18 protein-coding genes are annotated in these 18,712 nt (G+C 72.6%); 8 read left to right on the top strand and 10 right to left on the bottom strand.

Features of this window, described 5'->3' with window-relative positions; translation table 11 throughout:
- Positions 1–38: 38 nt before the first annotated feature.
- A complete protein-coding gene (locus DEJ46_RS20295) occupies positions 39–383 on the top strand; it encodes a hypothetical protein (protein WP_150268393.1) in 345 nt (114 codons plus the stop codon).
- Here the strand turns inward: DEJ46_RS20295 and DEJ46_RS20290 are convergent, their stop codons facing one another.
- Positions 384–2,177 (bottom strand): NHL domain-containing thioredoxin family protein, encoded by a 1,794-nt coding sequence (locus tag DEJ46_RS20290; RefSeq protein ID WP_150268391.1) that lies wholly within the window; start codon positions 2,175–2,177, stop codon positions 384–386.
- Between the two features lie 145 nt (positions 2,178–2,322).
- Here DEJ46_RS20290 and DEJ46_RS20285 point away from each other — a divergent pair, with 145 nt between their 5' ends.
- The 3 genes from DEJ46_RS20285 (at position 2,323) to DEJ46_RS20275 (ending at position 5,035) form a co-directional block, all read left to right on the top strand.
- A complete protein-coding gene (locus DEJ46_RS20285; RefSeq protein WP_150268390.1) occupies positions 2,323–3,711 on the top strand; it encodes a hypothetical protein in 1,389 nt (462 codons plus the stop codon).
- 2 nt (positions 3,712–3,713) lie between these two features.
- Positions 3,714–4,466, top strand: a complete 753-nt coding sequence (locus DEJ46_RS20280; RefSeq protein WP_150268388.1) for a DUF4239 domain-containing protein — start codon at positions 3,714–3,716, stop codon at positions 4,464–4,466.
- A gap of 83 nt (positions 4,467–4,549) precedes the next feature.
- Positions 4,550–5,035, top strand: a complete 486-nt coding sequence (locus DEJ46_RS20275; protein WP_150268386.1) for an LURP-one-related/scramblase family protein — start codon at positions 4,550–4,552, stop codon at positions 5,033–5,035.
- 16 nt (positions 5,036–5,051) lie between these two features.
- Here DEJ46_RS20275 and DEJ46_RS20270 read toward each other — a convergent pair whose 3' ends face one another.
- Complete coding sequence (locus DEJ46_RS20270) at positions 5,052–6,311, bottom strand: trans-sulfuration enzyme family protein (protein ID WP_223834835.1); 1,260 nt, start codon at positions 6,309–6,311, stop codon at positions 5,052–5,054.
- A gap of 63 nt (positions 6,312–6,374) precedes the next feature.
- On the opposite strand from DEJ46_RS20270, the gene DEJ46_RS20265 reads away from it, so the two are divergent.
- Together DEJ46_RS20265 and DEJ46_RS20260 are read left to right on the top strand one after the other, a co-directional pair.
- Entirely contained in the window at positions 6,375–7,838 is a 1,464-nt protein-coding gene (locus DEJ46_RS20265) for a PLP-dependent aminotransferase family protein (protein WP_150268384.1), read from the top strand.
- Between the two features lie 26 nt (positions 7,839–7,864).
- Entirely contained in the window at positions 7,865–8,461 is a 597-nt protein-coding gene (locus DEJ46_RS20260) for a hypothetical protein (protein ID WP_150268382.1), read from the top strand.
- Positions 8,462–8,464: 3 nt separating this feature from the next.
- Here the strand turns inward: DEJ46_RS20260 and DEJ46_RS20255 are convergent, their stop codons facing one another.
- Both DEJ46_RS20255 and DEJ46_RS20250 read right to left on the bottom strand, forming a co-directional pair.
- A complete protein-coding gene (locus tag DEJ46_RS20255; protein ID WP_190622773.1) occupies positions 8,465–9,601 on the bottom strand; it encodes an SMI1/KNR4 family protein in 1,137 nt (378 codons plus the stop codon).
- A gap of 25 nt (positions 9,602–9,626) precedes the next feature.
- Positions 9,627–10,430: a carbon-nitrogen family hydrolase gene (locus DEJ46_RS20250; protein WP_150268380.1), complete on the bottom strand. Its 804-nt coding sequence runs from the start codon at positions 10,428–10,430 to the stop codon at positions 9,627–9,629.
- Positions 10,431–10,585: 155 nt separating this feature from the next.
- Between DEJ46_RS20250 and DEJ46_RS20245 the strand changes: the two genes are divergently transcribed.
- Entirely contained in the window at positions 10,586–11,413 is an 828-nt protein-coding gene (locus DEJ46_RS20245; protein ID WP_150268378.1) for a maleylpyruvate isomerase family mycothiol-dependent enzyme, read from the top strand.
- Between the two features lie 4 nt (positions 11,414–11,417).
- Here DEJ46_RS20245 and DEJ46_RS20240 read toward each other — a convergent pair whose 3' ends face one another.
- From DEJ46_RS20240 to pdhA, 6 genes are all read right to left on the bottom strand, one after another.
- On the bottom strand, positions 11,418–12,728 hold the full coding sequence (locus DEJ46_RS20240; protein ID WP_150268376.1) for an MFS transporter: 1,311 nt from the start codon (positions 12,726–12,728) through the stop codon (positions 11,418–11,420).
- Positions 12,725–13,399 carry a GntR family transcriptional regulator gene (locus DEJ46_RS20235; RefSeq protein ID WP_150268374.1) on the bottom strand — a complete coding sequence of 225 codons (675 nt, stop codon included), beginning with the start codon at positions 13,397–13,399 and terminating at the stop codon, positions 12,725–12,727. The genes DEJ46_RS20240 and DEJ46_RS20235 overlap by 4 nt, the downstream gene beginning before the upstream one ends.
- Before the next feature lie 71 nt (positions 13,400–13,470).
- On the bottom strand, positions 13,471–13,782 hold the full coding sequence (locus DEJ46_RS20230) for a hypothetical protein (RefSeq protein WP_223834833.1): 312 nt from the start codon (positions 13,780–13,782) through the stop codon (positions 13,471–13,473).
- Between the two features lie 229 nt (positions 13,783–14,011).
- Positions 14,012–15,427, bottom strand: a complete 1,416-nt coding sequence (locus DEJ46_RS20225; RefSeq protein WP_150274590.1) for a dihydrolipoamide acetyltransferase family protein — start codon at positions 15,425–15,427, stop codon at positions 14,012–14,014.
- A 31-nt stretch (positions 15,428–15,458) separates the two neighbouring features.
- Positions 15,459–16,439: an alpha-ketoacid dehydrogenase subunit beta gene (locus DEJ46_RS20220; RefSeq protein ID WP_055642509.1), complete on the bottom strand. Its 981-nt coding sequence runs from the start codon at positions 16,437–16,439 to the stop codon at positions 15,459–15,461.
- Between the two features lie 2 nt (positions 16,440–16,441).
- Positions 16,442–17,635, bottom strand: coding sequence for a pyruvate dehydrogenase (acetyl-transferring) E1 component subunit alpha (pdhA, locus tag DEJ46_RS20215; protein ID WP_150268372.1), 1,194 nt, complete (start codon positions 17,633–17,635; stop codon positions 16,442–16,444).
- A 342-nt stretch (positions 17,636–17,977) separates the two neighbouring features.
- Here pdhA and DEJ46_RS20210 point away from each other — a divergent pair, with 342 nt between their 5' ends.
- A complete protein-coding gene (locus tag DEJ46_RS20210; RefSeq protein ID WP_141298849.1) occupies positions 17,978–18,637 on the top strand; it encodes a response regulator in 660 nt (219 codons plus the stop codon).
- Positions 18,638–18,712 lie beyond the last annotated feature (75 nt).

The following is an 18,712-nucleotide window of genomic DNA, read 5'->3' as shown; positions in this document are numbered from 1 at the left end:
AAACATCCGCGAAAGGTGCCGCTTGGCAGGGTCGCCTCATGCATCGTCATGAGGGGCCCTCCCGGGGCAGGTTCATCGCGGGTGTCGGGGGCGCCGTCGCGGTCGCCACGGCGGTGGCGGGGGTGTTGATCGGCACGTACAACGACCGGCCGCCGTGGGGGACGGACATCGCCTACGAGGGCGGCTTCGTCATGGCGTCCCGGATCCGCGGGTACGACGTGGACGGCACGCGGACGAAGGCGCTGCTCGCCGGCGAGTGCGTGCGCATGGAGCGGCAGGGCATGGGCGGCGACCGGGCCGTGCACGACCCGGCCGCCTGGGTGGACGGGTGCCTGGACGCCGCCGCCGGGCGGCCGTCCAGGCACCAGGGTCTCGTCCGCTGACTACGCGTCCATACCGGCGAGGATCAGCGGCAGCCGGGCCGCGCCCGTCTCCGTGATCTTCACCGGGACACCCCAGTCCTGCTGGTGGACGTGGCAGGCCGGGTACTCGTTCGCCGGGTCGTCGTCGCAGGACGCGGCCATGGCCGAGACATGCAGGACGCCCTCGGTGAGCTCCGGATTGAGGTCGAGCTCCCGGAAGAGATCCGTCCCCGTGCCCTCGCCGCCGAGGAGCAGCTCCGGCGGGGTCGAGGAGACGAGCAGGCGGGTCGAGGGGCCGTACCGCTCGTCCAGCTTCTGCCCGGTCGGGGCCTGGAAGACGACGTCGAGGCGGAGCCGGCCGGGCGCGATCTCGGTCGCCTCGCGCCGGGTGCGGTGGGCGACCGCCTCGACCTGGACGGCCTCCTCGGGGAGGCGCAGCCGGGTGAGCCGGTGCCGGGCGGACTCGACGACCACGATGTCGCCGCCGACGAGGACCGCGTCGCTGGGCTCGCGGAGATCGGTCGCGAGGGTGCTGACCTCGCCGGTGGCCGGGTCGAAGCGGCGCAGGGCGTGGTTGTACGTGTCGCTGATCGCGACCGAGCCGTCGGGGAGGGCGGTCACGCCCAGCGGGTGCTGGAGCAGGGCCTGACCGGCCTCGCCGTCCCGGTGGCCGAAGTCGAAGAGCCCGGTGCCGACGGCGGTGTGGACGACCCGGTCGGTGTCGATCCAGCGGACGGCGCTGGTCTCGGAGTCGGCGATCCACAGCCGGTCCTCGGTGGCGGCGAGCCCGGACGGCTGCGCGAACCAGGCCTCGGCGGCCGGGCCGTCGACGAGTCCCTCGTTCGTCGTCCCGGCGGCGACCTCGACGGTCCCGCTCTCGGGGTCGTACGTCCAGATCTGGTGGACGCCGGCCATGGCGATCCACACCTTGCCCTGCCACCAGGCGACGTCCCACGGCGAGGACAGGTCCACCTCCAGGGCGGGCCCGGAGGTCGGGGACCCCTGCCACCACTGCTTCCCGGTGCCGGCGACGATCTCGATCGCGCCGGTCTCCGGGTCGAAGACGCGCAGGGCGTGGTTGACGGTGTCGGCGACGACGACCTTGCCGTCGGGCAGCAGCGTGAGGCCCTGGGGCTCGCGGAACACCCCTTCGCCGATGCGCCGCACGACGGTCTCCCCGTCCGCGGCCAGCTCGACGAGCTGGTGCCGGGTGGTGTCGGAGACGAGGAGGTTCCCGGAGGGCAGCAGGACCGCCTTGCCGGGGAACCGCAGATCGGTGGCGACGGGCTCCGGCGCCACGTACGGCCCGTCCCCGCGCCGCAGCGTCCCCTTGGCCTCGTGCTCGGCCTCCAGCTCCTCGACGAGCGTCCGGATCGCGTTGGCGTGCCCCTCACCGGCGTGCTGGGCGACGACGTACCCCTCGGGGTCGATCACGACGAGCGTCGGCCAGGCCCGCACGGCGTACTGCTTCCAGGTCGCGAGCTCCGGGTCGTCGAGCACGGGGTGATGCACCTCGTACCGCTCGACGGCGTCGACGACGGCCTGGTGCTCGGCCTCGTGCACGAACTTCGGCGAGTGCACACCCACGATCACGAGGGTGTCGCGGTGCTTCTCCTCCAGATCACGCAGCTCGTCGAGAACGTGCAGGCAGTTCACACAGCAGAAGGTCCAGAAATCGAGCAGAACGACCTTCCCTCGCAGGTCGGCGAGAGTGAGGTCGTCTCCTCCCGTGTTCAGCCAGCCGCCCTTGCCGATCAGCTCGGGGGCGCGGACACGGGCACGTCGGGGCGCGGGTGCGGGCGCGGAGTCGGTCATGGGTCAAGGGTGCCGTACGGGTGGAAAGTGGGGGCCGGGTGGGGCTGGGGTGCGTGTCCGGGGGTGGGGGCGCGAGGCGGGGCTGGTCAGCATGGCGGGCATGGCCGAGCTTGCGAGCAGATCATCTGACTATTGCCGCCATCGGGTGAGGGCGAGCAGCGGACTCCTGGTGGGGCTGCTCGTCCTGCCCTGTCTCGCCCTCCCCGGGCTGCCCGGGGCGTGGGCGGGCGGGGCCGGGGACGGGGCGCTGCGGATGACCGTGACCGTGAACGGGCGGGGGCACAGCGGACTGCGGCCGCCCGCCGTACGCGTCGGGGCGCAGGTCGTGAAGCGGTACCGCCTCGTGAACAGCGGGGAGGCCCATCTGTACGGGGTCCGGGTCGTCGATCCCGCCGTGCCGGCCGGGGCCGTGCGCTGCCCCGGGCGCACGCTCGCCGCGCTCGGGAAGCTGGAGTGCGTCGCCCGGTTCCGCGCGGTCGGCGGGGAGCGCCGGGCCACCGCGCGCGCGGAGGGCGACATCCCGTCCCTGCGGCGGCGGATCGTCGCGACCGCCCGCACCGGGTACGCCGGGGTCGTCGGCAGTCTCCGCCTCACCGAACGGGTCACCCTCGGGGCCCCGGGGCGGAGCGGGGGCACCGGGCGGGGCCTCGGGGTGGCCTGGGGGTCGGCCACCGTCGCGTACACCGTGACCAACCACGGGAACCGGCCGCTCCACGCGGTACGGATCGGGGACCCGGGTCTCGGCCTCGCGCCGGGTACCGCCGACTGCGGGGCGGGCGCCGGGGCGGTCGCCCTGCTCGCGCCCGGGGCCTCGGCCCGCTGCACGGCCGTCGTACGGCGGCCACCTGGCACCCACCGGAGCACCGGGGTCGCCGCCGGCAGCGACCGCGTCACCACCTACGGGCCCCGCGGCGAACGCCTGCCCGCACCCACCCTCTCCGCCCGGTCCTCGGCCGTCTTCACCCTCCCGGCGCGCGCGGGCGTCGCGACGTCGGCCGGGCGGGCGGGGCCGACGACGCGGCCGAAGGCGAAGGCGGGGAGCGGTGGGGCACCTGGGGGGTCTGCTGCTGGGGGTGGTGGTGTGGCAAGGGGTGGCGGTGTGGCTGGGGGTGGCGGTGTGACTGGGGGTGGCGGTGTGACTGGGGCTGTGGGGGTTGCTGGGGCGCCTGGGGCTGTGGGTGTGGCTGGTGCTCCTCCTGCCGGTGCTGCCGGTGCTGCCGGTGTGGCTTCTCCTGGACGTGGTGGTGTCGCAGCCGAAGCCCTTCCCGTACCCGTACTCCCTCCGCCACCGCCCTCGACAGCGTCCTCGCCGCCGGGCGCTTCCCTCCCCGTCCCCCTAGGCTCCGAGCAGCGGTCCGGCGGCACCGCGCCACCCTCCGTCCTCCGTGCCGGTGCTCTCGACGACGAGGGCTTCCTCGGGCGGCTGCGGCGCCGCAGTCAGGAGGCGCGGGAGCTCAGCGTCGTGATCATCCTGCTGCTGCTCCTGATCCCCGCGGCCGTCGCCGCGGCCCTCCTCGGCAACCGGCGGGGCTGACCGTGGCCCTCTTCGAGACGCTGGTCGTCGTCCTCGGCGTCGCGTTCGTCGCCGCGCTCGGCGTCGTCGCCAAGACCAGGCTCTTCCCGGTCGGCGAGGACGACGAACCCCGCGAGGACGTCGCCGAGTACATCGCCATGATGGTGTCCGTCCTCTACGCCGTCGTCCTCGGCCTCTGCCTGGTCTCCGTCTGGGACACCCGCTCCTCCGCGGCCGACCACGTCCAGGCCGAGGCGAGCGCCCTGCACCAGACCTATCTGCTCGCGGACGCGCTCCCCGCCGGCCTGCGGCAGCCGCTGCGCGACACGGCCCGTTCGTACGCGAACCACGTCGTCGACGTCGAGTGGCCGGCGATGGCCGCCCGCGAACCCCTCGACACCTCCGGCTGGACGCTGCTCGAACAGCTGCGGCGCGCCAGCGAGGTGTCCGACTCCGACAAGGTGTCCGAGCACATCGCGGCCCAGGAGGTGCTCGCCCAGCTCGGTTACGTCGACGACGCCCGGCGCGGCCGGGAGGCGGCGGCGCAGGAGCGGCTCTCCCCGGTGCTGTGGACGGGCCTGCTCATCGGCGGCGCGCTGACGCTGGCGTTCATGTTCCTCTTCGGGATCAAGAAGAGCACGACGCACGTGGTGATGGTGATGGGTCTCTCCGGGTTCATCGCGTTCACGGTGCTGCTGATCCATCAGCTGAACTCGCCCTTCGGCGAGATGCTCGGCGCGACCCCGGACGCCTTCATCCGCTACTTCGGGGTGTGAGGTGCTCGCGAGGCCGGGCGGGTGAGGTTCACCGCGTGAGGTTCACCGCGTGAGGTGCGGGACTTCGGGGCAGGCATATCCGCATGAAATATCTCGTACGGGACAAGATCTTCGCGATCGGCGACGACTACTGGATCGAGGACGAGCAGGGCCGCCACGCCTTCCTCGTCGACGGCAAGGCCCTGCGGCTGCGCGACACCCTGGAGCTGAAGGCCCCCGACGGGCAGGTCCTGATCACCCTGCGCCAGAAGATGTTCAGCCTGCGGGACTCGATGACGATCGAGCGGGACGGGCGCCCCCTCGCGAGCATCCGCCGCAAGCGGCTGTCGCTCCTGCGCAACCACTACCGGGTGACCCTCGCCGAGGGCACCGAACTGGACGTCAGCGGGCGGATCCTGGACCGGGAGTTCACCGTCGAGTACGACGGCGAGCTCCTGGCCCACATCTCCCGGCAGTGGTTCCACGTCCGCGAGACGTACGCCGTGAACGTGGTCCGTGAGGACGCGGACGCGGCCCTGCTCGTCGCCGTGGCCGTGTGCGTGATCCGCATGGCCGAGCGGGAGGACTGAACCGCCTGCGGGTGGGCTACTCGGCCTTGGCCAGGACCTGTTCCAGGGCCTGCTCCAGGTCCGTCCACAGGTCCTCGACGTGCTCGATGCCGACCGAGATCCTGACCGTGCCCGGGCCGATGCCCGCCGCCGCCAGGGCCTCGGCGTCGAGCTGGTGGTGCGAGGTGGAGGCCGGGTGCATGACCAGGGTCTTCACATCGCCCAGGGAGACGCTCAGCGATGCCACCCGTACCGCCTCGACGAAGATCCGGCCCGCCTCCCGGCCGCCCGCGAGGTCGACCGAGATCACCCCGCCGCCCCCGTCCGGCAGCAGCCGCGCGGCGATCTCCCGGTCCGGGTGGCTCGCGAGCGCGGGGTGCCGGACGGCCGCGACCGCCGGGTGCGCGGCGAGCCGGGCGCCGAGCTCGGCGGCGTTCGCGCACTGGCGCTCGATGCGCAGCGACAGGGTCTGCATGCCGCGCAGGGTGAGCCAGGCGGCGAACGGGTCGGTGGACGCGCCCTGTTCGACCGTGTGGCGGCGGACCCGGCGGTGGACCTCGCTGTCCTTGAAGACGGCGATGCCGCCGAGGACGTCCGCGTGGCCCGCGAGGTACTTGGTCGCGGAGTGGACGACGATGTCGGCGCCGTGGTGGAGGGGCCGGCAGAGCAGCGGGGAGGCGAAGGTGTTGTCGACGACCACCGGCACCCCCGCCTCGCCCGCGACGGCGGCGAGCGCGGGCAGGTCGGAGACGCGGGTGGTCGGGTTGGCGATGGTCTCCAGGTAGAGGAGCCGGGTCTCCGGGCGCAGGGCCGCCCGCACCTCCTCCGGGTCCGTGCCGGAGACGTAGGTGACGTCGACGCCCCAGCGCGTGGCGAGGTCGGTGAGGACCGCGTACGTACCGCCGTACAGGCAGGTCTGGGCGATGACATGGTCTCCGCTGCCGAGCAGGGCGTGGAGGACGCCGTTGACGGCGCCCATGCCGGAGGCGAAGGAGAGGCCGGCGGCCCCGCCTTCGAGGCGGGCCACGGCGTCCTCCAGGGTGCGGACGGTGGGGTTGCCGAGACGGCTGTAGAGGAAGGTGTCCGGGGAGGTGAAGGCCTCGGCGAGGGCGTCGGCCGAGTCGAAGGCGAAGACGTGGCCCTGGTGGAGCGGGACGCCGAGGGGCCTGCTGCCGGTGATCTCGACGTGGGGCGGGTGCACGGCGAGGGTCTCGGGGCGGGTCGCGGCAGCCGAGTGGGGGGCGGCGGAGTGGGTGGCGGCGGTGCGGGCGACGGGAGCGGAGTCGGCGTGGCTCATGCGGACAGTCTGTGGACAGGGCGTTTGCCATCCCAGGTCCAATCCCGGCAGATTGGATCGGCAATGGAGCCGATCAGCCTCGCCCCACACACGATCGACGCGCTCGTCGCCCGGCTCGGCCGCTGGTCGGCCGGGCGCGGCCCGCTCTACCTGCTGCTCGCCGCCCGGCTGCGCCGCCTGATCGACGAGGGGGCGCTGCCGCCCGGCGCCGCGCTGCCCCCGGACCGGCGGCTCGCGTCGGCCCTCTCCGTGGGCCGTACGACGGTCGTCGCCGCGTACGACACGCTCCGTCAGGAGGGCAGGCTCGTACGGCGCCAGGGCAGTGGTACCCGGGTCGCGCGGGCGGCGCTCGCGCCGGAGCGGCCCCGGGTGACCGAGACGTCGAACCCGCTCTTCCTGCACCTCCTGGAGTCGCCCGACGACGTGATCCTGCTGAGCTGCGCCGCGCCCTCGCAGCCGCCGCCCGCGCTGGCGGAGGCGTACCGCTCCCTCGTCCTGCCGGACGCGGACCTCGGCTACCACCCGGCGGGGCTCGGGGCGCTGCGGGCGGCGGTCGCCGCGCGGTACGGGGCGCGGGGCGTGCCGACCGGTCCGGAGCGGATCCTGGTCACCACCGGCGCCCAGCAGGGGCTTTCGCTGCTGACCCGGCTGCTGCTCGCGCCCGGCGACGGGGTGCTGGTGGAAGCGCCGACGTATCCGGGGGCGCTGGACCTCTTCCGGGAGGCGGCGGCCGTACCGCTGCCGGTGGCGGTGGGCCCCGACGGTGTGGACGTCGCGGAGGCGGTGCGGGTGATGGAGCGTCACCGTCCCGCGCTCGCCTATGTCGTGCCCCGCTTCCAGAACCCGACCGGGACCGTCCTCCCGTCGCTCGCCTGCCGCCGGCTCGTCGAGGCGGCGAACGCGCTGGGCGTGCCGCTCGTCGACGACGAGGTCCTCGCCGACCTGGCCTTCGACACCGGAGCGGCGGAGCCGCCGTCCCTCTCCTCCTACGGCGAGGTGATCTCCGTCGGCTCGCTGAGCAAGGTGGTGTGGGGCGGGCTGCGGATCGGCTGGGTCCGGGGGCCGGCGCCGCTGATCGCCCGCCTCGCCCGGCTGAAGGCCCTCCACGACCTGGGCAGCGACCTCCCGTCCCAACTGGCCGCGATCCGCCTCCTCGACGACTTCACGCCCGTCCTGGCCGCCCGTACGGCGGCGGTGCGCGCCGGCCACGACCACCTCAGGGCCGAGCTCGCCCGGCGGCTGCCCTCCTGGTCCTGCGCGCCGACGACGGGCGGACAGACGCTGTGGGTACGGCTGCCGCACGGCGACGGCGTGTCCTTCGCCCAACTCGCCCTCCGGCACGGGGTCGCCGTCCTCCCGGGCGCCACGGCCGACGCCCTCGGCGGCAGTCTCCGTCACCTCAGGCTCCACTTCCTCGCGCCGCCCGAGGTCCTGACGGAAGCGGTACGGAGGCTGGCGGCGGCCTGGGCGGAGTACGCGCCGGGCCCGGAGCCGGAGCGCGCGGCGCTCCATGCGATCGTCGTCTGACGAGCACACGAGGCCGAGGGGGCGCCATGCACACCACCGTCACACCGTTCACGCTGCTCCCCTGGCGCGAGGGCAAGGGGTACGAGCGGAGGGCCGGCTGGCGGGGCGCGTCCGCCGAGTTCGGCGAGATCACCGTGGAGGCGCCGCTGCGCCAGACGATGCCGCAGGTGGTGATGTCGGAACTGCGGGGCGGGCTCGTCCCGCCGGCCTCGTACGAGACGCGGGGCATCCACACGGAAGCGATCCGGCTGCCGACCCTGAACCGCGCGACCCTCCGCGTCGGCGACGCCCATGTGTACGTGTCGCGGAACCGTTTCGGCGCGACCGCCCGGCAGCGCGGGCTGAACCTGCGGTACGGCGGCGACCGTTACCGGCTGTGGGCCGTGAACCGGCGCTCCTGGGTGCTCGCCCGGGAGGCGGACGCCGAGGACCCGGGCGTCACCGTGTCCGTGCGCGGGAGGCGGCGGCAGCTGGACGTGACGGTCGCGGGCCGGGCGGGGGCGGCGGACCTGTCCCTGGCGCTGATCTTCGCGGGGGTGGACCGCGCGGCGCTCACCCGGGGCGGCGCGGTCCGCGCGGGCCTCTCCCGCGTCACGCGGCTCTGGGCGGAGAGCCAGTACTGACCCCTACTGGTCGGCCTGGCCCGCGTTCGCCCCGTACGAGTGGAACTCGAGGTACTTCAGGGCCTCCACCGGGTCCTGGCCCTGGCGTACGAGGTGGGGGAACCCCTCCGTGGCCAGTCTGCCGCGCAGCCAGGCGAGCAGGATCTCGGTGAGCGTGCCGGTGAGCGGCGGGCCCTGGTCGGCATGGCGAGGAATGACGATCAGCGGCCAGGCGTCCGGGTCGTCGCCCTCGGTGAGCCAGCACAGTTCGTCGCCGTCGATGGTGTCGGCGAAGTTGAGGAAGCCGCCCGGCTCGGGCCAGACCGCCAGCGGCTGGTACTCGGGATGGGCGGCCCGCAGGTCCCGGTAGGCGGCGCCGAACCACTCGACGGAGGGCGCGAGGTCGTAGTGCCCGGTGCCGAGCGGCAGGCCGAACCGCAGCCACTCGCAGAAGTCGCCCGCCCCGTACGTCTCCATCAGGGCGACGAACTCGGTGGGGAGCCGGGTGCCGAGGCGCTCGTACAGCCACTCCCAGCTCTGCTCGCCGAGGAGCGGTTCGGCCGGGGGCGGGACCAGGGCGGTGAGGGTCTCCAGGCCGCCGCCCCCGGTGAAGGCGGCGTGCCGCTCGGGGGTGGGTCCGGGGCGCCGGGGCGGCGGGGTCCAGGCGTAGGCCTCGTCGCCGGCAAGGCGGCTTCGGGTGACGGCGGGGCGCAGGCCGTCGGAGACGAAGCCGCTGAGGGTGGGCAGGAGGGTGGTGCCGGGGCGGAGCCAGGGGTCCTTGCCGGCGTTCGCGAGGTTCTGCACGTGGACGACGACGGGCCACCGGTCGGAGTCGTCGGAGACGGCGGTGTCCCAGTAGAGGGTGTCGGACATGCGGGTCGCGCCGAAGGCGACGAGCCCGGGGTGGGCGCGGCGGCCGTTCTCGACGAACCGGCCGTAGTCGAACAGGCCGCCGTCCTCGGCGAACGGCGTGTGCAGCCAGAGCCGTTCGCCGATGTCTAGCGGGCCGTAGACGGTGGCTATCGCCTTGTAGTCGGCGGGCAGCCGCAGCCCGAGCCATTCCTCGACCGCGTCCCAGGCGACGGGCGGAGCGGGTGCCTCGGGCGGCGGTCCGAAGAGTCCCGCGAAGGCGGCGAGAGCCGCCCTCTCCTGGTCGTTCACGAAGGTGTCGCCTCTCCTGTGGGGCTCAGGGACGCCGGACGCGCGGCGCCGCGACGCCCAGGACGCGGTCCTTGAGTGCCGGGAACTGCTCGCGCGTCGCCGTCACCTTCGCCGGGTCGAGGACGACCCGCAGGATCTCCTCGTCCGGGCCGGCCTCAGCGAGGACCTCGCCCCACGGGTCGACGACGATCGAGTGCCCGGCCTGTTCGACGCCCGCGTGGGTGCCTGCGGTGCCGCAGGCGAGGACGTACGCCTGGTTCTCGACCGCCCGCGCCCGGGCGAGGAGCGTCCAGTGCGCGCGGCGGAGCGCGGGCCAGCCGGCCGGGATGACGAAGGCCTGGGCGCCCGCGTCGACGAGGCCGCGGAAGAGCTCGGGGAAGCGCAGGTCGTAGCAGGTGCCGACGCCGAGCGTGAGGTGCGGCAGGTCGACGGTGACCAGGTCCTCCCCGGCGGCCATCAGCACCGCCTCGCCCTTGTCGAAGCCGAAGCGGTGGATCTTGCGGTAGGAGGCGGCGAGCTCGCCGTCGGGGGAGAGGACCAGCGAGGTGTTGTAGAGGGCGCCGCCCTCCGCCTCGATGAAGGAGCCGGCGTGCAGCCAGACCCCGGCATCCCGCGCGGCCTCCGCCATCGCCCGGTGCGTCGGGCCGTTCAGCGGCTCGGACTCGGCGGCGAAGAGGTCGGACGCGAAGGCGCCGACGGTCCACAGTTCCGGCAGGACGACGAGATCGGCGTGGCCGGATTCCTCCCGTACGAGACGGGCCGCGCGGGCCCGCCTGGCGTCGACCGGTTCGTCCGGGTCTACCGCGATCTGGATCAGCGAGGCGCGCACACTACCACCGTCCTGGCATTCGAGCCGTCAACACCGGCCTACGATCGTCACACGAAAGCACTGCCGGGGTGCCTTCGGGCAGCGTAACTTAGCGTCCGAGCCTCCCACCCAGTCGTGTTTTCAGCCCGCGCACCGAAGAACCGCCGAGGGGTCCCGTGACCGTCCATCCCAGCCTCCAGAACTACGCCGACGCCTGGACCCACTCCATCGAGGCGATAGCCGAGCTGGTGCAGCCGCTTGTGGAGGGCGAGTGGAACCGGCCGACTCCGTGCATCGGCTGGTCGGTTCGGGACATCGTCTCCCATGTCATCGGCATGGAGACGGAGATGCTCGGCGACCCGCGCCCGATCCACTCCCTGCCGCGCGACCTGTACCACGTGCGCAGTGACTTCGCCCGCTACATGGAAGTCCAGGTCGACGTGCGGCGGCACCACACCGCCCCGGAGATGACCTCGGAGCTCGAGTACATCCTCATCCGCCGGGCCCGCCAGCTCCGCAACGAGAACCGCTCCCCCGAGCACCTGATCCGCGCGCCCCTCGGCGCCGAGCAGTCCCTCGAACTGGCCTACCGGATGCGTGCCTTCGACGTGTGGGTGCACGAGCAGGACCTGCGGACCGCGCTCGGCGTGCCGGGCAACCTGGACTCGGCCGGCGCGCACGTCACCCGGGACGTGCTCCTGGAGGCCCTCCCGAAGGTCGTCGCCAAGGACGCCGGGGCGCCCGCCTCCTCGGCGGTGGTGCTCGACGTGACCGGTCCCGTGGAGTTCCTGCGGACGGTGCGGGTGGACGCGGACGGCCGGGGCTCGGTCGACGGCGCGCCCTCGCTCGGCCCGGCGGTGACGCTCGCGACGGACTGGGAGACGTTCGTACGGCTCGCCTGCGGCCGCGTCCGGCCGGCCGACGTCGCCGACCGCGTCAAGGTGGAGGGCGACGAGGGCCTGGCGCGGGCGATCCTCGACAATTTCGCGGTGACGCCCCGCTGATCCGTCAGGCCGGTACGTGCACGGCCTCCACGCGGCTCGCGACGAGCCGCTCCCGCTCCCTGCGGTGGGTGCGGGCCTTGAGGCGCAGGATCTGCACGACGCCGACCGCCTCCAGGACGAAGACCGACGAGAACGCGATCCGGTAGTTGCCGCCGGTCGCGTCGAGCAGCACGCCCACGGCGAGAAGCGTCGTCATCGAGGCGACGAAACCACCCATGTTGACGATGCCCGAGGCGGTGCCCTGACGCTCCGGCGGATTGGCCGGACGCGCGAAGTCGAAGCCGATCATCGAGGCCGGTCCGCAGGCCCCGAGGACCAGGCAGAGGGTGATCAGCAGCCACATCGGGGCGTGGTCGCCGGGGTACGCGAGGGTGGCCCCCCACAGCAGCGCGGTGGCCGCGACCGTGCCGAGGGCGAGCGGGGCCCGGGCCTTGTGGTGGCGGGCGATGATCTGCCCGTACGCGAGGCCGACGACCATGTTCGAGAGCACGACCAGGGTGAGCAGCTCGCCCGCCGTGCCCCGGGACAGGCCCTGCGCCTCGACGAGGTACGGCAGTCCCCACAGCAGCAGGAACACCATGGCGGGGAACTGGGTCGTGAAGTGGACCCACATGCCGAGGCGCGTGCCGGGCTCCCGCCACGACTCGGCGATCTGGCGGCGTACGAAGGCGGCGCCGGCGTGCTGGGCGGGCTCGGGCTCGTACCCCTCGGGGTGGTCCTTGAGGAAGAGCAGCAGCAGGACGAGGACGAGGACGCCCGCGAGGGAGCTGCCGACGAAGGTGGTCGTCCAGCCGAGGCCGTGCAGGGCGCGGGCGATGAAGACGGTCGAGACGAGGTTGCCGGCCATGCCGAAGAGGGCGGCGACCTGGCCGATGAGCGGGCCGCGCCGGGCGGGGAACCAGCGGCTGCCGAGCCGCAGGACGCTGATGAAGGTCATGGCGTCGCCGCAGCCGAGGAGCGCGCGGGAGGCGAGCGCCGTGCCGTAGGTGGGGGAGAGCGCGAAGCCCAGCTGGCCGAGGGTGAAGAGCAGGACCCCGATGACCAGGACCTTCTTCGTGCCGAGCCGGTCGACCATGAGCCCGACGGGTATCTGCATGCCCGCGTAGACGAGCAGCTGGAGTATGGAGAAGGTCGAGAGCGCGGAGGCGTTGACGTCGAAGCGGTCGGCGGCGTCGAGTCCGGCGACGCCCAGGGACGTGCGGAAGATGACGGCGACGAAGTAGACGGCGACGCCGACGCCCCAGACGAGGGCGGCCCGGCGACCGCCGGGCGGGTCGCCGGGGAGGCTGACGGCGGAGCCGTAGGACCTGCTCACCGGTCCTCACCCCGGACCAGGACCTTGACCCAGCTGAGGTGCTGGCGGACGCAGTGGGCCGCGCCCTCCACGTCGCCCGCGCGGATCCGGTCGAGGATCTCGGCGTGCTCGGTGATGTTCTTGGCGATCCGGTCCGGCTGGGACTGCATCACGGCGACGCCCATGCGGAGCTGCCGGTCGCGGAGCTGGTCGTAGAGGCGGGAGAGGATCTGGTTGCCGGCGTGGCGGACGATCTCGGCGTGGAAGCAGCGGTCGGTGACCGCGACCTCGGCGAGGTCGCCGGCCTCCGCGCGCCGCTTCTGCTCCTCCAGGAGCTCTTCGAGCCGCTCGATCAGCGCGGCGGACGCGGGCACGGCCCGGCGGACGGCGAACTCCTCGACGAGCAGCCGGGTCTCGACGACGTCGGCGATCTCCTGGGCGGAGACGGCCAGGACGAGGGCGCCCTTCTTCGGGTAGAGCTTGAGCAGCCCTTCCATCTCCAGCTTGAGCAGCGCCTCACGGACGGGGGTCCTGGACACTCCGACGGCCTGGGCGAGTTCGCCCTCGGTGAGGAGGGTGCCTCCCTCGTACCGCCGGTCGAGTACGGCCTGCTTGACGTGCATGTAGACGCGGTCGGCGGCGGGCGCCTGCTTGGTGGGCTGGATGGCGGGGCCGGCTGGCGCTGATGGCATGCGCACAGCATAGATACAACAGAGGTGCAACAGATCCCCCCGTCCGCATCGTGGACGAGGGGGGCCTGGCTCTAGAGCCGGTGGTCGTAGTAGTCGGTGCCGCCGACGAGTACGGAGGTGAAGCACACGGGAAGGCCCTTCCGGGTGCGCGGTACCTCCTGGGAGGTGCGCCGGGTGAAGCCGAGCGAGAGGCCGGGGACGAACGGGTCCTCGCCGTCGGCGTCATGGGCCGCGAGGCCCCGCAGCAGCTCGTCGGCCGGGGTACGGAACACGTCGGCGCCGTCCAGGAGCACCCGGGTCGAGGTCGTCCGCCGTTCCCCCGGCCACCACAGCTCGACGGCCGTGACGGTGTTCTCCTCCTCCAGGAACACCTCGACCGCCACCGCGTCACACTTCGTCGAGACGGTCCCCGTGGCACGGTTCGGCCGGGTGTCGAGCCGGGGCTCACCCAGGGGGAGACGGCCGCCAGAGCCTCGTCGAGCGTCATGCCGAGGCGCACGGGCCCGGCGCCGTGCGGTGGTTCGAGGAGCAGATCCATGCCGCACAGCAAAACACCCGGTGGTGGCTGATGCCACCACCGGGTGTTTCACGTGAAACGTCGCAACTCGCGCGTCACGCCCAGGTGATGAGGCGCTTCGGCTGCTCCAGGACCGCGGCGATGTCCGCCAGGAACTTGGAGCCGAGCTCGCCGTCGACCAGGCGGTGGTCGAAGGAGAGGGCCAGCGTGGTGACCTGGCGGGGCTTCACCTTGCCCTTGTGGACCCACGGCTGGAGCTTGATCGCACCGACCGCGAGGATCGCGGACTCGCCGGGGTTCAGGATCGGCGTACCGGTGTCGACGCCGAAGACGCCGACGTTGGTGATGGTGAAAGTGCCGCCCTGCATCGCCGCCGGCGTCGTCTTGCCCTCGCGGGCGGTGGCGACGAGCTCGCTCAGGGACTTCGAGAGCTCGGGCAGGGTCTGTGCGTGCGCGTCCTTGATGTTCGGCACGATCAGACCGCGCGGGGTGGCCGCGGCGATGCCCAGGTTCACGTAGTGCTTGAGGACGATCTCCTGCGCCGCCTCGTCCCAGGCCGCGTTGATCTCCGGGTTCCGCTTCACCGCGACCAGCACGGCCTTGGCGATGAGGAGCAGCGGGTTGACCCGCAGGCCCGCCATGTCCTTGTCGGACTTCAGCTCCTCGACCAGCTTCATCGTGCGCGTGATGTCGAAGGTCACGAACTCGGTGACGTGCGGCGCGGTGAACGCCGAACCCACCATCGCCGCCGCCGTCGCCTTCCGCACACCCTTGATCGGAACCCGGGTCTCCCGGGCGTCCGGCGACACCGCGGGGGCCGAGGCCGCCACGGGTGCCGGCGCCTGGACCGGGGCCGGGGCCTCGACGACCGGTGCGGGCGCCGGGGCGGTCACCGGAGCGGCCGCCGCGTGGACGTCCTCCCGGGTGATGACGCCGTCCGGGCCGGTCGGGGTGACCGTCGCCAGGTCGACGCCGAGGTCCTTCGCGAGCTTCCGGACCGGCGGCTTCGCCAGCGGCCTGGCGCCGCCCGACGCGTGCCCGTTGAGCTGCTCCGGTACGGAGACGGCGACGGGCGCCGCCTGGACCGGAGTCGCGGGGGCGGCCGGGGCGGTGCCCGCGGGGGCCTTGCGCGCCCGGCGCTTGGTGGAGCTGGCGGCCACGCCGTAACCGACGAGGACCGGCTGACGGCCCTTGGGCTCCTCGTCCTCGGCCTCCGGGGCGGCGGGGGCCGCCGCGGGGGCGGCCTCGGTCACGGGAACCTCGGCCACCGGGGCCTCGGGCGCGGCGCCACCGCCGACGTTCACCGAGATGATGACCTGGCCGACGTCGACCGTGGTCCCCTCGGGGAAGCGCAGCTCGTGGACCGTGCCGTCGAAGGGGATCGGCAGCTCGACGGCGGCCTTGGCCGTCTCGACCTCGATCACGACCTGACCGTCGGTGACGGTGTCACCGGGCTGGACGTACCACTTGAGGATCTCGGCCTCGGTGAGGCCCTCGCCCACGTCGGGCATCTTGAATTCGCGGATCGTCACGGTGCTCTCCTCAGTACGCCAGCGAGCGGTCGACGGCGTCGAGCACGCGGTCCAGGCCCGGCAGGTACTCCTCCTCCAGGCGCGCCGGCGGGTACGGCGCGTGGTAGCCGCCGACCCGCAGGACGGGGGCCTCCAGGTGGTAGAAGCAGCGCTCGGTGATCCGGGCGGCGATCTCCGCACCGGAGCCGAAGAACACCGGCGCCTCGTGGACGACGACCAGGCGGCCGGTCTTCTCGACCGAGGCCTGGACGGTGTCGAAGTCGAGCGGGGAGATCGAGCGGAGGTCCACGACCTCGATCGACTTGCCCTCCTCGGCGGCGGCCTCGGCCACCTCCAGGCAGGTCTTCACCATCGGGCCGTAGCCGACGAGGGTGAGGTCCGTGCCCTCGCGGGCGACCCGGGCCTTGTGGAGCTCGCCGGGAATGGCCTCGGTGTCGACCTCGCCCTTGTCCCAGTAGCGGCGCTTGGGCTCGAAGAAGATGACCGGGTCGTCGCTCTGGATCGCCTGCTGGAGCATCCAGTAGGCGTCGTTGGAGTTCGCCGGGGTGACGACCTTGAGGCCCGCGACGTGCGCGAAGAGCGACTCGGGGGACTCGGAGTGGTGCTCGACGGCGCCGATGCCGCCGCCGTACGGGATGCGGATGACGATCGGCATCTTCACCGTGCCGAGCGAACGGGCCCGCATCTTCGCCAGCTGGGACACGATCTGGTCGTACGCCGGGAAGACGAAGCCGTCGAACTGGATCTCCACGACCGGCCGGTAGCCGCGCAGGGCCAGGCCGATGGCGGTGCCGACGATGCCGGACTCGGCGAGCGGGGTGTCGATGACCCGGTCCTCGCCGAAGTCCTTCTGCAGCCCGTCGGTGATCCGGAAGACGCCGCCGAGCTTGCCGACGTCCAGGCCCATGATCAGGACCTTGGGGTCGGTCTCCAGGGCCTTGCGCAGCGACTCGTTGAGCGCCTTCGCGAGGGGAAGCTTCTGAACAGCCATGATTACTCGGCCTCTCCGCCCTCGAAGGACGCCTGGTAGGCGGCGAACTGAGCCCGCTCCTCGTCGACGAGGGCGTGGCCGTCCGCGTACACGTTGTCGAAGATCGCCATGTGCTCCGGGACGGGCATGGCACGGACGACCTCGCGGACGTGCTTGCCGAGCGCCTCGCTCTCCGTCTCCAGCTCCTCGAAGAAGGCCGCGTCGGCGTGGCCCTCGTTCTCCATGTACGTCTTGAGGCGCTGGATCGGGTCCTTCGCCTCCCAGGCCTCGCGCTCCTCGTCCCGGCGGTACTTCGTCGGGTCGTCGGAGGTGGTGTGGGCGGCCATGCGGTAGGTGTACGCCTCGATGAGCGTCGGGCCCTCGCCGCGGCGGGCGCGCTCCAGCGCGGACCGGGTCACGGCCAGGCACGCGAGGACGTCGTTGCCGTCGACGCGGACGCCCGGGAAGCCGAAGCCGGCGGCGCGCTGGTAGAGCGGGACGCGGGTCTGCTTCTCGATGGGCTCGGAAATGGCCCACTGGTTGTTCTGGCAGAAGAACACGACCGGGGCGTTGTAGACCGCGGAGAAGACGAACGACTCGTTCACGTCGCCCTGGCTGGAGGCGCCATCACCGAAGTACGCGATCACGGCGGAATCCGCGCCGTCCTTGGCGACACCCATGGCGTAGCCGGTGGCGTGCAGGGTCTGCGAACCGAGGACGATCGTGTACAGGTGGAAATTGTTGGTGCTGGGGTCCCAGCCACCGTTGTTCACGCCTCGGAACATGCCCAGCAGGTTGGTGGGGTCGACCCCACGGCACCAGGCGACGGCGTGCTCACGGTAGGTGGGGAAGACGTAGTCGTCGTCCCTCAGGGCGCGGCCGGAGCCGATCTGGGCGGCCTCCTGGCCGAGCAGCGAGGCCCACAGGCCCAGCTCGCCCTGGCGCTGGAGCGCGGTGGCCTCGGCGTCGAAGCGACGGCTCAGGACCATGTCGCGGTAGAGACCGCGCAGCTCCTCGGCGCTCAGATCGATGTCGTAATCGGGGTGCTGGACGCGCTCTCCCTCGGGCGTCAGCAGCTGGACGAGCTCGGGCTCCGTCGCTACCGCCTCGGCGCGCGTGCTCGTCTTCTTGGTGGTGCTCGTGCTCGCGCTTGCGGTGCGCTTGGTGCCGCTGCTGCGTCGCGTCGTCTTGCGCGCTGCAGTGCTCTCCACGGTCACTACGTGCTCCTCCGTCGGTCCGGCCTCCGGGTTCGCCGGTAGGCCAGTGCGGCTCTCCGCCGTGTCCGTACCCTTCGCACGGGGTGGGTGCGATGCGGCCGGAGTCGGGCGTGACAGGTGCCCCGGCGAGAGCCCTGTGATAGGCACGTTACCCACAGCGCAGCATTCCCGCGAAACCCCACTTGACCTGCAATTTTGCTTGGATTTCCAAGTAAATCGAGAAAAGTGGGAACAGTCGCTGGTCAGCGCGTCGGCAACGGCCTGAAGGCGGCCGCCGGAACATCCGGCACGTTATCCCGCGCACCCCGGGCGCGGGAAGAGCCAATATGTGAGACTGACCGGGTGCGCGAAGATGGAAAAATCCGGGTATTTCTGCTGGACGACCACGAAGTCGTTCGGCGCGGCGTCCACGAGCTGCTCTCCGTGGAGGACGACATCGAAGTGGTCGGTGAGGCCGGGACGGCGGCAGACGCGCTGGTCAGGATCCCGGCGACCCGCCCCGACGTCGCCGTGCTCGACGTCCGGCTGCCGGACGGCAGCGGGGTGGAGGTGTGCCGTGAGATCCGTTCGCAGGACGAGGGCATCAAGTGCCTGATGCTCACCTCGTACGCCGATGACGAGGCACTCTTCGACGCGATCATGGCCGGGGCCTCGGGATACGTCCTCAAGGCCATCCGGGGCAACGAGCTGCTGAACGCGGTGCGGGACGTCGCGGCCGGCAAGTCGCTCCTCGACCCGGTGGCGACCGCCCGCGTCCTGGAGCGGCTGCGTGACGGCAACAACCCGAAGGGCGACGACAAGCTCGCCAACCTGACCGACCAGGAGCGCAAGATCCTGGACCTGATCGGCGAGGGCCTGACCAACCGGGTCATCGGCGAGCGGCTCCACCTTGCGGAGAAGACCATCAAGAACTACGTCTCCAGTCTGCTGTCGAAGCTGGGCATGGAGCGGCGTTCGCAGGCCGCGGCATACGTGGCACGGCTCCAGGCCGAGCGCCACTAGCCGGCCTGTCCTTCGGATCGAGCGGCATGATCCGAAAGACAGGCCCTAGGCCCGAGGTGCCCCGGCGCGGCCCGT

The sequence above is a fragment of the Streptomyces venezuelae genome (assembly GCF_008642375.1).
Lineage (GTDB): Bacteria > Actinomycetota > Actinomycetes > Streptomycetales > Streptomycetaceae > Streptomyces > Streptomyces venezuelae_G.
This window is presented reverse-complemented; position numbering and strand designations above follow the sequence as displayed.

Bases quoted from the DNA above. Each gene is read 5' to 3' on its own strand.
- DEJ46_RS20260 (WP_150268382.1), top strand. From the start codon at position 7,865: ATGCACACCACCGTCACACCGTTCACGCTGCTCCCCTGGCGCGAGGGC.
- DEJ46_RS20225 (WP_150274590.1), bottom strand. From the start codon at position 15,427: ATGCCCGACGTGGGCGAGGGCCTCACCGAGGCCGAGATCCTCAAGTGG.
- DEJ46_RS20275 (WP_150268386.1), top strand. From the start codon at position 4,550: ATGAAATATCTCGTACGGGACAAGATCTTCGCGATCGGCGACGACTAC.
- DEJ46_RS20290 (WP_150268391.1), bottom strand. From the start codon at position 2,177: ATGACCGACTCCGCGCCCGCACCCGCGCCCCGACGTGCCCGTGTCCGC.
- DEJ46_RS20265 (WP_150268384.1), top strand. From the start codon at position 6,375: ATGGAGCCGATCAGCCTCGCCCCACACACGATCGACGCGCTCGTCGCC.
- DEJ46_RS20270 (WP_223834835.1), bottom strand. From the start codon at position 6,311: ATGAGCCACGCCGACTCCGCTCCCGTCGCCCGCACCGCCGCCACCCAC.
- DEJ46_RS20295 (WP_150268393.1), top strand. From the start codon at position 39: ATGCATCGTCATGAGGGGCCCTCCCGGGGCAGGTTCATCGCGGGTGTC.
- DEJ46_RS20235 (WP_150268374.1), bottom strand. From the start codon at position 13,399: ATGCCATCAGCGCCAGCCGGCCCCGCCATCCAGCCCACCAAGCAGGCG.
- DEJ46_RS20220 (WP_055642509.1), bottom strand. From the start codon at position 16,439: ATGGCTGTTCAGAAGCTTCCCCTCGCGAAGGCGCTCAACGAGTCGCTG.